General features: G+C 58.6%; 14 protein-coding genes and 1 pseudogene. 9 read left to right on the top strand and 6 right to left on the bottom strand.

From position 1 onward, the window contains the following. Positions 1-257: 257 nt before the first annotated feature. Both gcvH and H3L91_RS04035 read right to left on the bottom strand, forming a co-directional pair. Positions 258-638, bottom strand: a complete 381-nt coding sequence (gene gcvH / locus H3L91_RS04040; RefSeq protein WP_007342256.1) for a glycine cleavage system protein GcvH — start codon at positions 636-638, stop codon at positions 258-260. Then, positions 635-919, bottom strand: coding sequence for a hypothetical protein (locus H3L91_RS04035; protein WP_169310092.1), 285 nt, complete (start codon positions 917-919; stop codon positions 635-637). The genes gcvH and H3L91_RS04035 overlap by 4 nt, the downstream gene beginning before the upstream one ends. A 54-nt stretch (positions 920-973) precedes the next feature. Between H3L91_RS04035 and H3L91_RS04030 the strand changes: the two genes are divergently transcribed. Beyond that, on the top strand, positions 974-1,342 hold the full coding sequence (locus H3L91_RS04030; RefSeq protein WP_007342254.1) for a hypothetical protein: 369 nt from the start codon (positions 974-976) through the stop codon (positions 1,340-1,342). A 352-nt stretch (positions 1,343-1,694) separates the two neighbouring features. Here H3L91_RS04030 and H3L91_RS04025 read toward each other — a convergent pair whose 3' ends face one another. The 4 genes and pseudogenes from H3L91_RS04025 to H3L91_RS04010 form a co-directional block, all read right to left on the bottom strand. Beyond that, a complete protein-coding gene (locus H3L91_RS04025; RefSeq protein ID WP_007342253.1) occupies positions 1,695-2,033 on the bottom strand; it encodes a membrane protein in 339 nt (112 codons plus the stop codon). A 25-nt stretch (positions 2,034-2,058) separates the two neighbouring features. After that, positions 2,059-2,505, bottom strand: coding sequence for a GatB/YqeY domain-containing protein (locus tag H3L91_RS04020; protein WP_007342252.1), 447 nt, complete (start codon positions 2,503-2,505; stop codon positions 2,059-2,061). Positions 2,506-2,599: 94 nt separating this feature from the next. Continuing rightward, positions 2,600-2,812 carry a 30S ribosomal protein S21 gene (gene rpsU / locus H3L91_RS04015; RefSeq protein WP_040658767.1) on the bottom strand — a complete coding sequence of 71 codons (213 nt, stop codon included), beginning with the start codon at positions 2,810-2,812 and terminating at the stop codon, positions 2,600-2,602. 350 nt (positions 2,813-3,162) lie between these two features. Further along, positions 3,163-6,464, bottom strand: a pseudogene (locus tag H3L91_RS04010) (TonB-dependent receptor domain-containing protein). Positions 6,465-6,740: 276 nt separating this feature from the next. Between H3L91_RS04010 and glyA the strand changes: the two are divergent. From glyA to H3L91_RS03970, 8 genes are all read left to right on the top strand, one after another. Beyond that, entirely contained in the window at positions 6,741-7,991 is a 1,251-nt protein-coding gene (gene glyA, locus H3L91_RS04005; RefSeq protein WP_007342246.1) for a serine hydroxymethyltransferase, read from the top strand. Between the two features lie 87 nt (positions 7,992-8,078). After that, positions 8,079-8,684 (top strand): recombination mediator RecR, encoded by a 606-nt coding sequence (recR, locus tag H3L91_RS04000; RefSeq protein WP_007342245.1) that lies wholly within the window; start codon positions 8,079-8,081, stop codon positions 8,682-8,684. A 757-nt stretch (positions 8,685-9,441) separates the two neighbouring features. After that, positions 9,442-9,915, top strand: coding sequence for a hypothetical protein (locus tag H3L91_RS03995; protein WP_007342241.1), 474 nt, complete (start codon positions 9,442-9,444; stop codon positions 9,913-9,915). A gap of 97 nt (positions 9,916-10,012) precedes the next feature. Then, the gene (locus H3L91_RS03990) at positions 10,013-10,399 is read left to right on the top strand and encodes a DoxX-like family protein (RefSeq protein WP_040658765.1); all 387 of its coding nucleotides are present in this window, start codon (positions 10,013-10,015) and stop codon (positions 10,397-10,399) included. A 62-nt stretch (positions 10,400-10,461) separates the two neighbouring features. Further along, the gene (locus H3L91_RS03985; RefSeq protein ID WP_007342239.1) at positions 10,462-10,932 is read left to right on the top strand and encodes a DUF2269 family protein; all 471 of its coding nucleotides are present in this window, start codon (positions 10,462-10,464) and stop codon (positions 10,930-10,932) included. Between the two features lie 48 nt (positions 10,933-10,980). Beyond that, positions 10,981-11,391 carry a thiol-disulfide oxidoreductase DCC family protein gene (locus H3L91_RS03980; RefSeq protein ID WP_244958484.1) on the top strand — a complete coding sequence of 137 codons (411 nt, stop codon included), beginning with the start codon at positions 10,981-10,983 and terminating at the stop codon, positions 11,389-11,391. Beyond that, complete coding sequence (locus tag H3L91_RS03975; protein ID WP_007342237.1) at positions 11,388-11,774, top strand: hypothetical protein; 387 nt, start codon at positions 11,388-11,390, stop codon at positions 11,772-11,774. The genes H3L91_RS03980 and H3L91_RS03975 overlap by 4 nt, the downstream gene beginning before the upstream one ends. Before the next feature lie 105 nt (positions 11,775-11,879). Next, the gene (locus H3L91_RS03970; protein WP_040659414.1) at positions 11,880-12,320 is read left to right on the top strand and encodes a hypothetical protein; all 441 of its coding nucleotides are present in this window, start codon (positions 11,880-11,882) and stop codon (positions 12,318-12,320) included. Positions 12,321-12,671 lie beyond the last annotated feature (351 nt).

Genomic DNA, 12,671 nt, shown 5'->3' with positions numbered 1-12,671 from the left:
TTCCTTGCGAAAATAAGCGGACGTTCGGGGAAACGGCCGGTAAAAAATCCTGCGGCGCGCGCGGCGCGCCTGAAACAAACGCGCATTGTTACCAAAGTGCCGTTAAAAGTCCAGCATAATATTGGAAAACGGCGCGTTTTGCCGCGAAATATCCGTTTTCATGCAAAACGCGCCCTGCCGCACAAACTATCGGGCGGCAGGTTAAGCGGTTGTAAACTCGGATAAACGCGGCGTATTTCCTGCGCTTGCCGACGGTTTTACAGCGAGGCGGCGTATTCCTGCGCGCTCATCAGCGCGTCGCAGTCGGCGGGGTTGTCGGGCTTGATTTTAAACAACCAGCCTGCGCCGTAGGGGTCGCTGTTGGCGGTTTCGGGCGCGGAGGCCAGCGTTTCGTTGGCCTCCGTGATTTCTCCCGCGATCGGGGCGTACACGTCGGAGGCGGATTTGACCGATTCCACCAGCCCGGCCTGCGCGCCGGCGGCCAGTTTCGTACCGGATTCGGGCAGCTCGACGTACACAATGTCGCCCAAAAGCTCCTGCGCGTGGAAGGTGATGCCGACGGTGAAGCTTCCGTCGCTTTCGCGGCGCAGCCATTGGTGGTTGGCCGCATATTTGAGTTCGGCGGGGATTTGGTTCATGGCGTTTCCTTTTTCGGGTTGCGGTTTGGGGCGCGAAGGATAGCAGGGCGGCGCGGTTTTGCCAAAAGGGCGGCGGTTTGCGCGCTTTGGCGGATTGTCCGACAAACGCTTACATAAAATGGGGGCATAATGCGCTTGGCGGATCGTGCCGCCAAGGCTGTTTGCATTTGGTTTGCGAAGCGGTTTTTTGAGGAAAAATCCGCGTATGCAAGGAAAAAAAACACAGCATGGTTGGACACCTTGCGCGCATTTTTGACGCGGCAGGCGTGGATTTTTACCAAAAACACCGCCGCAATACCCAATGCAAACAGCCCCCAGATTAAGGAGTGAACGATATGAATATGAACCGGTATTTTCTGGCCGCCCTGATGCTGGTGGCGGTTTCCGGAGCGGGCGCGGCGGACTACCTCACCACCAGCGAAGAGCGTCCCATAATTATCATCAACGACTCGCGCGGCGGCCGCGACGACTACTACGGCCGCCGCTACGACCGCTACCCGCCCCCTCCCCCGCCGCGCCGCTATTTCCGCTACGACAACGGCGGCATGGCCGGCTCGGTGGAATCGGGGCGCAACAGCATCCGTTTCAACAGCGGCGGCATCACGTTTATCGACAACGGAACGTATGACAGCCGAGGCTTCCGCGTCGACCCGCCGCCGCGCGGGTATGACAACGGATATTACGGCGGGTATTACCGCAGATAACGGCCAACCGCCGCGCATAAGCGGGCGCGTATGAAGCAAGAGGCCGTCTGAAAACCTGTTTTACGGTTTTCAGACGGCCTCTGCCGTTCAGGCAGGGTGTGTGGCGCAAGCCACGCACGCGGTTTCGGGTTGGAAGGGAAGGATGCGTTGATCGGCAGGGAACGCGTGCGTCGCCTTGGGGCGACACACCCTACGTTTGGTTCGGCATGGGTCAGTAGGTCGGGCATTTATGCCCGACGTTTTTCAAATCTGCCGGTTTGTCGGGCATGAATGCCCGACCTACTCCGTTGTTTTGCGGTTTTGGCTTCGCCGAAGCTGCGCTTTCAGACGGCCTCTTGCTTGGTTGGCGGCCTTATTGCGGCGGGTGTTTGGCGGTTTTGTAGGGAATCAGGCTGCTGCGCGAGAGCAGGAGCAGGCAGCCGAGGACGACCATGCCGAAGGCGGTGAGCGGGGAGAGGTCGATCCAGTATTCGCTGCGCAAATACACCGCCGCGCCGCAGTACACCAGGAGCGGGCCGGCCACGACCGATTGTTTGTTGACGCCGTCGGTAACCAGCACCAGCACGCCGAAGGCGGCCAGGCCGATGGCGATCATGGTGGAGGTAGCGGGCAGGATGTCGGTGGTTTTGAGAAACCAGGCCGCACCGACGGTGATCAGCAGCAGCGGGAAGAAAAGCGAGGATTGGCGCATGGCGGCTCCTTTTTCAGACGGCCTGTTACTTGGCCAGCGCGGCTTTGACGGCTTTGTTCACTTCGCCCATGTCGGCCTTGCCCGCGAGGCGGGTTTTGAGCACGCCCATCAGTTTGCCCATGTCGGCGGGGGAGGATGCGCCGGTTTCGGCCACGGCGGCGGCCACTTCGGCGGCGATGGCTTCGGGGGAAAGCATTTCGGGCAGGTAGCGGTTCAGCACTTCGATTTCGGCGTTTTCCTTGTCGGCCAAGTCCTGCCGTCCCGCTTCGGCGTAGATTTTCACGCTGTCTTTGCGCTGTTTGATCATTTTGGCGAGGATGGCGGCGATTTTCGCGTCGTCGGCCTCTTTGCGCTCGTCCACTTCAAACTGTTTGACGGCGGCGTTGATCAGGCGGATGGTGCCCAGCGACACTTGGTCTTTGGCACGCATGGCTGTTTTCATGTCTTCGTTGATTTGCTGTTTCAGGGACATTTGCGGCTTCCTTGTTCGGTTACGGGTTGGAAAGGGCGGATTATAAGCGCAAAAACCGCGCCGGTTGCGCGGCGCGGTTGGGGACAGGAAACTGTTAGTACAGTTTCGGCGGCAGCTGCTGGCTGCGCAGGCGTTTTTGCAGGCGTTTGGCGGCGGCGGCTTTTTTGCGTTTGCGCTCGGTGGTGGGTTTTTCGTAGGCTTCGCGGGCGCGCAGCTCGGTGAGCAGGCCGGTTTTTTCGATGGCGCGTTTGAAGCGGCGCATGGCGACTTCAAAGGGTTCGTTTTCTTTTACTTTGATTGTAGGCATTTTGTTTCCTTTAAATTTGTTGAGGCCGTCTGAAAAAGGGCGACGGCGGAAAAATGGGTCGTGCAACGCTTTGGCCGTGCGGCGGGGCGGGTTGCGCGCCGTGGGGAGACATCACCTCCTAACAAGGCCGCCTTCGTTCGGCGGCGGCGGATTCGGTTTGGCCGCACGCGGGCGGCGAAAGGCGCGGATTATCCGTGTTTTGCGGCAGGCGGTCAATGTTTGCGGAGGGGGTTTAAGGCCGTCTGAAAACTGTATTGCGGGTTTTCAGACGGCCTTTGTTGGGGAACAGGGAACGCGTGCGTCGTCTTGGGCGACACACGCTGCGTATGAACCGGCCTGCGTTGCGCGGGTTACCATTTGGCGGTGAGGCCGAGGCGGAGGGTGCGGCCGGGGGCGGGCATGTAGGAGGGGCTGAGGGGGTCTAGGTAGTAGCGGTCGGTCAGGTTGGTGCCGACCAGTTCGGCGGTGATGTTTTTGCGGATTTTGTAGCGCAGGTACATGTCCCATGTGGCGACGGGCTGCCATTCCTGCCCGATGATTTGATAATTGTGATACAGTGCTTTTGGGTCTTTACGATAGTTTTCCCATGCCTCATCACGGTTTTTCTTAATGCGGCTGTGGTAGTGGAAGCGCAGTCCTGTTTCCAGTTTTTCGCCGAAGAAACGTGCGCCGAGGTCGGCATCAATCGACCAGCGCGGTTGCAGCGCAGAAGCCAGATAACCCGAATCGCTGACTCCTCCGTGGTTGCAAGAAGGTGCTTTACCGCCCGAGCCGGGTTTTAAATAGTCGTAATTTGATGATTCATCCCGAGTATGGCATACAGCTCATCGCACATTTCATTTTTAAGATTTCTCAATACGCCCAAGCTTCCGAATACTCTACCGCTGTCGGAGCGGGCAGAAAGCTCCACGCCTGTCTTCACTTGTTTTTCAAATTGTTCAAACTCCAAATATTGATCACGGTCGATGATGTTTTTGGTTTTGTTGTGAAAGTAGTTGACGCGGAAGTCGGCGCGGCGCATTTTGGGGAATGCGCCCGTTAAATCATGGATGTAGCCGACTTCCCAGTTTTTGGCGTGTTCGGGTTTCCAGCCTCAGCCGGCACGGTTGAAGCCGCCGTCAAAGTTGGAGAATCCGTATGTGCCTTCAAAAATACTGGGATAGCGCAGGGTTTCGGTATAGCGCAGGTAGACGCGGGTGTGGTCGGTAAGGTTTATTGTGGCGGAAAAAGCGGGTGCCCAGCCGCCGCCTTTTTGATGCCGGATGCGGTTTAATTCGGCTTGGCTGGCGTTGTTTATATTTTCAAACTTATCCGTAACAATATATTTTTTAGCCGTTTTCGGACTATTAGGGTCATTGGGGTCGTAGGCGGGATTTTCCGCAGTAGCATCCAGAATATCTTTGTGCTGATTATTCAGCATGGGGTGGTTTTCAAGTTTCAGACGGCCTGATGAATCCTTATCCCAATACAAAACAGGCGGCAGAGGTTTGTCATAGGGCTCGGTATAGTGATAGGCAAATTTGGAAAAATCGGGATTGTCTTTTGTTTGCGGATTGATAAATCTCGAATCATATACAAGATAAGGCACGCCCTGATCGTTCAATTTGAGGAATTTCTGCTGCTCTTTAATTGTCTCCGCCCGAACAAACTCCTGCCTTTTCCACATCTCATCAAGCGTTTCATCGGATACGGCTTTTGCTGCTTTATAAACCGCATATTCTTCAGGTGTGACAATGCGGGTAAAGACTATTCCCTGGCCTCTGTTTATCGGTATCGGATACCCGAAAACGGTCAAACCTTCTTTGGCAACCCTGCCGTCATCGTTAATGCTGAAATGCGTATATCTCACCCCCGCAGTCAAGTCTAGCCAGTTTGTAGGCTTAAAATGAAAATTGAAGCCCAAATTGGCTTCGTGCCGCCGCCCGTTGCGCGGGTAGCCGAAACGGCTTAATTCATAGTTAGCACGGATAGTATTGTTGGTAATTTCGTCTTTGTATTTGTCCATGCCCATCCAGCGCGGTTCGTCGGAGTATTCGTCGCGCGAACGCAGTTTTTCGTATTGGTAGTCGCCCATCACGGTCAAATCCAGCTTGGGATGCAGTTTCATGCGGTTGGAGAAAGTGAAGCCGTTGCGGTCGTTTTTGGCGTAATAGGCTTGGCCTTGAACGGTATTGAACCTGCCGTCGGTGTTGGGTGTGGTGGGATCGACTTTGGGCTTTTTGTCGGGGCTGTATCCGGCATCAATCAAGTCCTGCCGTTCGCTGGGGCTCAAATACGGCCATTGCTGCATCAGGGATTGCCACAAACCGATTTCGCTGTCGTAGCGGCGTTGGAATTCATTGTCTTCATATAAGGTGTCGCCGGGTGCGCCGCCGGCGGTGTTGGTTTTGGATTTGGTGCGGGTTGTCCACAGGGTTGCGGTGAAATCGATCCAGCGGCTGTTTTCGGGTTTGAAGGTGTAATCGATGTTGGCGGAATTCTGTTTCACCCACGAGCGCAGCCATTCGGCGATTTTGTTGAGGTCTTCGGCTTTGCTGCTGATGGGGCCGATGATGCGTGAGGGCATGACGTCGCCGAAGGTGGTGTTGGTGCGCCGCAGGCCGAGTTTGAGGGTTTGGCGGTGCGGCAGGCGGAAGGTGGTTTTGCCTATCCATGATTCGGTTTCGAGCGAGGTGTTGGAAACTTCGCCGCCGGGGTGGAAAAACAGGCCGACTCGGGCGATATTGGGTGAGCCGAGCATGTTTTCGCTTCCCCAAAACTTTTCTCCTCTTGCAGCGGCTTCTTCTTGGAGGCGTTTGAGCTTGTCTAGGGTTTCCTGCGTCCACGGCCCGATGTAGCCGTAGCGTTCCGCGCCTTTTTTGCCGGAAAAATAATTGCCTTTGCTGCGGTAGGCGTAGGCCAGCATGGCATCGAAGTTGTCCTGTTTAGTGGCGGCGGCGATGCGGTAGGCTTTGTCTTTGAAGAATTTGTTGCGGCCGGAAAAACGCTGATCTACGCGGTCGGAGCCGTCGAGCATGGCACGCCAGATGCCGCCGGTGGCGTAGGCGGGCTCGGGCAGGGTGCGGTAGTCGACGGAATCTTCGTAGACGTTTTTGCGCTGTTTGATGGAGTTGTTGGAGGTTTCGACTTTGACTTCGAGGCCGTATTTTTGGCCTTCGGGGACAATGTCGTCGGCGTCGATGGTTTTCATGGCCACCGAGCCGCCGATGCCGCTTTTGATGCCCCGGTTAAACGACGGGCCTTTTTCGACATAGACGCTGCTGATGATGTTGGGGTCGACATAGTTGCGGTTGTTCGCACCTGCATAGCCGCGCCATACGGTGATGGCCTGCTCGGTGCCGTCCACGGTTACGGGAATCCGTCCCTACCCCTGTACGCCGCGTATATTGGGATCCAGCGCGCCGCTGTTGCGCGCGTCGCCGCTGTACACGCCGACCATGCCGCTGAGGAGGTCGGATACAGTGTTGCCTTTGAAGGTTTCGACTTCTTCGCGCCCTTTGTAAAGATTGACGATTTCGCGGGTGTAAACTCGGTCGCGGCCGATCCGGTCTTTGTTTTTGCTGCCTTTGACGATAACGGCATCAAGGGCGGCGGATTCGGCGGGGGTGGCGGCGGTGTTGTCGGCGGCAATGGCGGGGGAGATGCCGAGCATGGCGATGCAGGCGGCGAGGGTGGTGAGGCGGGGGGTGTTTGTTTGCACGGGTTTACTCCTTTATGTCTGGTTTGGGCAAGGTATGATTCTTGCTGATTCTTGTTTGACTAGTGGAGCGGATTATAACGCGGGTTTTACATTGGGCAAATGAAAGTTTACAAAACACGCGAAAATGCGGGGCGGGAATGCGTGCTGTTTCAAAGGGGAATCTGCTGCTACAATGGCCGTCCGTTGCGGCTTTGAGGCCGTCTGAAAAACTTATCCGAAGGAGATTTTATGTTCTCGAAAAGCCTTACCATTGCCAAATTCGACCCCGAGCTGGCCGCCGCCATCGCCGCCGAAAACCAACGCCAGCAGGATCATATCGAGTTGATTGCCTCGGAAAACTATGTGAGCTGCGCGGTGATGGAGGCGCAGGGCAGCCAGCTGACCAACAAATACGCGGAGGGCTATCCGGCCAAACGCTATTACGGCGGCTGCGAGCATGTGGACGTGGCCGAGCAGCTGGCCATCGACCGCGTGAAACAGATTTTCGGCGCGGCCTATGCCAATGTGCAGCCGCATTCGGGTTCGCAGGCCAATCAGGCGGTTTACACTTCGGTGCTCAAACCCGGCGACACGATTTTGGGCATGAGCCTGGCGCACGGCGGGCATCTGACCCACGGCGCGAGTGTGAATATTTCGGGCAAGCTGTATCAGGCGGTGGCCTACGGTTTGGACGAAAACGAGGTGTTGGACTATGCCGAGGTGGAACGCCTCGCGCTGGAACACAAGCCGAAAATGATTGTGGCGGGCGCGTCGGCCTACGCGCTGGAAATCGACTGGGCGCGTTTCCGCGAAATCGCCGACAAAGTGGGCGCGTATCTGTTTGTGGACATGGCGCATTATGCCGGCCTGATTGCGGCGGGCGAGTATCCCAATCCCGTGCCCTTTGCCGACTTTGTTACCACCACCACGCACAAAACCCTGCGCGGCCCGCGCGGCGGCGTGATCCTCTGCCGCGACACCACCCACGAAAAAGCCCTCAATTCGGCGATTTTCCCCAGCCTGCAAGGCGGCCCGCTGATGCACGTCATCGCCGCCAAGGCGGTGTGCTTCAAAGAAGCTTTGCAGCCGGAATTCAAAACCTACGCCAAACAGGTGAAGGCCAACGCCAAAGCGATGGCGGAAGAATTGGTGAAACGCGGCCTGCGGATTGTGTCCGGCCGCACCGAAAGCCATGTGTTCCTCGTTGACCTGCGCCCGAAAAACATCACCGGTAAGGCCGCCGAAGAAGCCCTGGGCAAGGCGCACATCACCATCAACAAAAACGCCATCCCCAACGACCCGGAAAAACCGTTTGTAACCAGCGGCATCCGCGTGGGCGCGGCCGCCATCACCACGCGCGGATTCAGCGAAGCCGACGCGCGCGAACTGGCCAATCTGGTGGCCGACGTGCTCGACAACCCCAACGACGAAGCCAACCTCGCCCGCGTCGCCCAAGCCGCGCAGACACTGTGCGCGAAAAACCCGGTTTACGGCGCGTAAACGGCTTTAATGCAGCAAAAGGCCGTCTGAAAACCTGTTTTTCAGACGGCCTCAAACCGTGTCCCCCGTTAAAAAACAAAAAATCCCATGCCCAAACCGCAAGACGCCTATTCCCGCCTCACCGACGCGCTCAAAACACTGCCCAACGTCGGCCCCAAATCCGCCCAGCGCATCGCCTTCCACCTGTTGCAGCACAACCGCGACGGCGCGACCGAACTGGCCGAAGCCCTGCAACACGCACTCAAACAAGTGCGCCACTGCACCCGCTGCAACACCTTCTGCGAAGACGAAATCTGCCCCGTCTGCGCCGACCCCGAGCGCGACGGGCGGCGGCTGATGATTGTGCACATGCCCGCCGACGTGGCCGGCATGGAAGCCGCGCACTGCCACGACGGCCTGTATTTCGTGCTGATGGGGCAGATCAACCCCGCGCAGGGCATGGATTTGGAACACATCGCCCTCGAAAAACTCATCGCCCGCCTCGGCGGCGGCGAAGTGGAAGAAATCATCATCGCCACCGGCTTCACCGCCGAAGGCGACGCCACCGCCTACGTCCTGGCCGAACTGCTCAAAACCCTACCCTGCAAAATCAGCCGCCTCGCACGCGGCATGCCCCTGGGCGCGGAACTCGAATACATCGACGCCGGCACACTGGCGCAGGCCGTGTACGAGCGCAGGCAGTTGAAGGAATAGCGGGGCTGGTTATATAGGATGTGTGGCGCAAACCGCGCACGCGGTTTTTGTTGGGCGGAGGCCGTCTGAAAAAACCGCCCATGCCGAACCAAACGCAGGGTGTGTGGCGCAAGCCACGCACGCAGTTTCTGTCATCCCGCCCAAAGGCCGTCTGAAAAATCCCCAAATACGTTTTTTCAGACGGCCTTATATGTTTCCGCCGCACCACAAAGACCGCGTGCGTCGCCTCGGGGCGACACACCCTACCTTAACGGCGGAGGCCGTCTGAAAAAACCGCCCATGCCGAACCAAACATAGGGTGTGTGGCGCAGCCACACACGCGGTTTCCGTTGGGCATAGGCCGTCTGAAAAACCTCGAAACACGGTCTTGCCTGCGCCGAAGCTGCGCTTTCAGACGGCCTTCTATATTTATTTCCGCCGCGCCCCCAAAAGGCCGTCTGAAAACGCAGCGCGCAGGGTGGGTCTCGACCCACCGTTTCCACCCGCATCGTTATGGTGGGTCAAGACCCACCCTACATGGTTTCAGCAAAGTAGGTCGGACATTTATGCCCGACAAACCGGCAGGGACTGCGCCCGCTTGGCTTTCGGTTTGCGGAAACGGTGAAAATGTCAGCTTATTTTAATTTCTGTATTGACAGAAATTTTAAAAGGCATAAAATGCCGCCGAAGCAAACCGCTGAGGCCGTTTAAAAACGCCGTTTCAAAGAAGCGGAAAACAGTGGCGGTGTTCCGAAAACCTGCAATGTGAGAGCGCACGATGAATCTTCCCGCCCCTTCCGCCGAGCCGTCCGAACAAACCGCCGCGCCTTATCCGCGTGCGGCCGTGCTGTGGACAACGCTGTTGTGCGGCGCGCCGCTGGGCGGGATTTGGCTGGCGGTGGTGATTGCTTTGGGTGCGTTTGCCGCCGGCGGGATGCGCTCGCCGGAAGCCTTCGGTATTTTATTGCTGCTGCCGTTTTTCCTGATTTTCGGCACGTTTCTGGGCTTTGTGCCCGCCGCTGTGATGTCGTGCATTCTGGCGGTATGGCAGCCCTACTGCAGCGCGGCGAACACGGTTTTGGCGGCAGCGGCCGGGGCGGCGGTGTCTGCGCTGTTTGGTGTTTTGATGCAGCATTTCGACGGCGGCGCGGCCGGAAACAACGGCACAATCTATATGTTTGCCCTTGCGGGCGGTTTGAGTGCGGCGACGCTTGCGCTGTCGGTGTTTCCGCGCCGCGCGGCGGGGGTTTGACGCGCAAACGCTGTTCGGAACAGGCAAACCGCCCCGCCCGCGCCAAAATTTTTTAACCCTGCATTTCTGTTTCAACAGAAATTTAGAAAGAAAAATAATGAATACCCGACCCGACGTTCCCGTTTACCTGCCCTACTCGCTGGGCGCGTTGTGGCTGTGGAGCGGTTTGCAGCCGCTGCTGGCCGCGCGGCAGGAATCTTTGGATTTGCTCGCGGCGGTGGGTTTTCAGACGGCCTTTCGGTATCCCGTGCTGCTGGCGGCTTCGCTGCTGGACGTGCTGTTCGGCCTGCTGTGTTTCAGCCGCGCCCGCCGCCGCCCCGTGCTGTGGCTGGCGCAGGCGGCGACGGTGGCGGGATACAGCGCAATCATCGCCCTCGCGCTGCCGCAGATGTGGCTGCACCCGTTCGCGCCGCTGGTGAAAAACCTGCCGATTTTCGCGCTGATGGTTTTTTTGTGGCGGGCGGCGCGGCAAGAGGCCGTCTGAAAGCGTGCGTGGGCATGTTGGCAATAAACAGACCTTAATGACCCTAATAAAAGGAGCAAACCGTGAACACTTATCTTGTCGTCAAAACCCTGCATATTCTCTCGGCCACGCTGATGGTGGGCACGGGCTTCGGCACGGCGTTTTATCTGTTTTGGGCGAACCGCAGCGGCTCGGTGCCGGCGCAGGCGGTGGTGTCCAAATGGGTGATCAAGGCCGACTGGTGGTTTACCACGCCCGCCGTGATTTTCCAGCCGCTCTCGGGCTGGTGGATGATGTCGCAGGCGCATTTGTCCTTCGATACGCGCTGGATTGCGTGGACGCTCGGCCTTTACCTGCTCTGTGGCGCGTGCTGGCTGCCGGTGGTGTGGCTGCAAATCTGCCTGGCCAAAATCGCGCAGGCGGCCAATGAGGCGGGCGAAACCACGCTGCCCGGGCAGTATTGGCGTTACGCGCGGCTGTGGGAGCTTTTGGGCTACCCCGCCTTCTGCGCCACGCTGGCGATTTACTTTTTAATGGTGTTGAAACCAGCTTAGAGCAGGTTCTGAGGCCGTCTGAAACCCTGACTAATGAAAGGAAAAACCATGAAACACACGATTTTTTACGATGCCCGATGCCCGCTATGCGTGCGTGAGATGGATTTAGTTTTGTCCGACCGCCGCGCCGCCGAGTTCGACACCGTACCCGTGCAGAGCAGCGAAGCAATCCTACGCCGCCACGGCATCAGCCCCGCCCAAGCCATGACCTACCTGCACATCCTGCGTGGCGACGGCACAATGGTGCGCGGCATGGCCGCCGTGCGCCTGATGCACGAGCACGCCGAACGCTTTACGCTGGTGAAACTCGCCAATCTGCCGCTGATCGCGCCGCTCTGCGACCGCCTCTATCCCTGGTTCGCCCGCAACCGCTACCGTTTTCCGCGCTGGCTGCTGCCGCGCCCGCCGTGCGAGAATGGCACCTGTTATCTGCCACCCGAAAAAAGGACGAAAAAATGAAAACACCGTTGCTCCCCCTGCTTACTCTGGCCGCCCTGCTGCCCGCCGCCGCCTCTGCCGCCGCAAACGAACTGGCGCGTTGCGAACAAATCTTCCGCGACAATATGGACATCATGGTCTTCACCATGCCCTGCCCCGCCGACGAGGCCGCGCGCGCCGTGCCGCAGGACAAACTCGCCGCCCACCTGCGCGAAGTTTCCCGCTGCGAAGCCCTTGTTGCCGGCAAATACGCCGCGCAGAAAGAAGCCGTGCAGGAGCGGCTCAACGCCTACGTCGCCCCGCACGCCGAAGCAGCCCGCCGCGCCGGAAACAGTCCGCAGCAGACGGCGGCCTACTGCGCCAAGCAAAACGCCGCCGCCCGCCAAAAGCTGCGGCAATACTAGGGTCTGTTGACAATCAGCCTTGCGGCGGTGTTTTTGGCAAAAAACCACTCGCAGGCCGAATGTCAACAGACCCCAATCCCCATCCGCCAACGAAAGGAAACCATCATGCAAAACCTCGCCATCATCCTGATGACCGCCGCCGTCTCCCTCGCCGTCAGCCTCTCCTGCTGGTTCATCGTCGGCAGCGGCCTGCGCCGCGTCATCGCCTTTTTGTGCGACGACGAACGCGAAGGCGTGAAAGAAACCAGCGGCCTCTTCTGGCAACGCCTCTACGGCGGCCTCATCATCTTCCTCCCCCTGCTCTACACCCTGCTGTTCGCCCCCGATTTTGAGCGCAGCCTCGCCGACAACCTGCTCTACGCCCTGCGCTGGGCAGTGTTCGGCGGCGTGTCGCTGCTGCTCGTCCTCGCCTACATGGTACAGCGGCAAATCCAGCTCAACCGCGCCGCCAAACAGCCGCCCGCACCCGCCGACACCCCCGCCCAAACCGCCTGCCGCCTGCAACAGCTCGCCGAACGGCAGCAAAACGCACCCGGCCAGCCGTAAACGTTTTTCAGAAACGTCATCCCTGCGTTTATGCTCCGCAGGAGTACTGGCGGGGACGGCCTCCGCCGCTGACGTAGGGTGTGTCGCCCCAAGGCGACGCACGCGGCCCGTGCCATGCAGCGAATCCGCGCGTTTCCCTGCAAATCCCAAACCGCGTGCGTGGCAGAGCCACACACCCTACGCGAGATTCGGAAACAACAGGCGGCAGCGGAGTAGGTCGGATACTTGTATCCGACATCCCGCGCGGCGGAATCATCCTGCGGGAAACGTCGCATTCGAGAATCCGGCCTACAACTTTTCAGACGGCCTCCGCCGCTGACGTAGGGTGTGTCGCCCCAAGGCGACGCACGT

The sequence above is a fragment of the Neisseria bacilliformis genome, from assembly GCF_014055025.1.
GTDB lineage: Bacteria > Pseudomonadota > Gammaproteobacteria > Burkholderiales > Neisseriaceae > Neisseria > Neisseria bacilliformis.
This window is presented reverse-complemented; position numbering and strand designations above follow the sequence as displayed.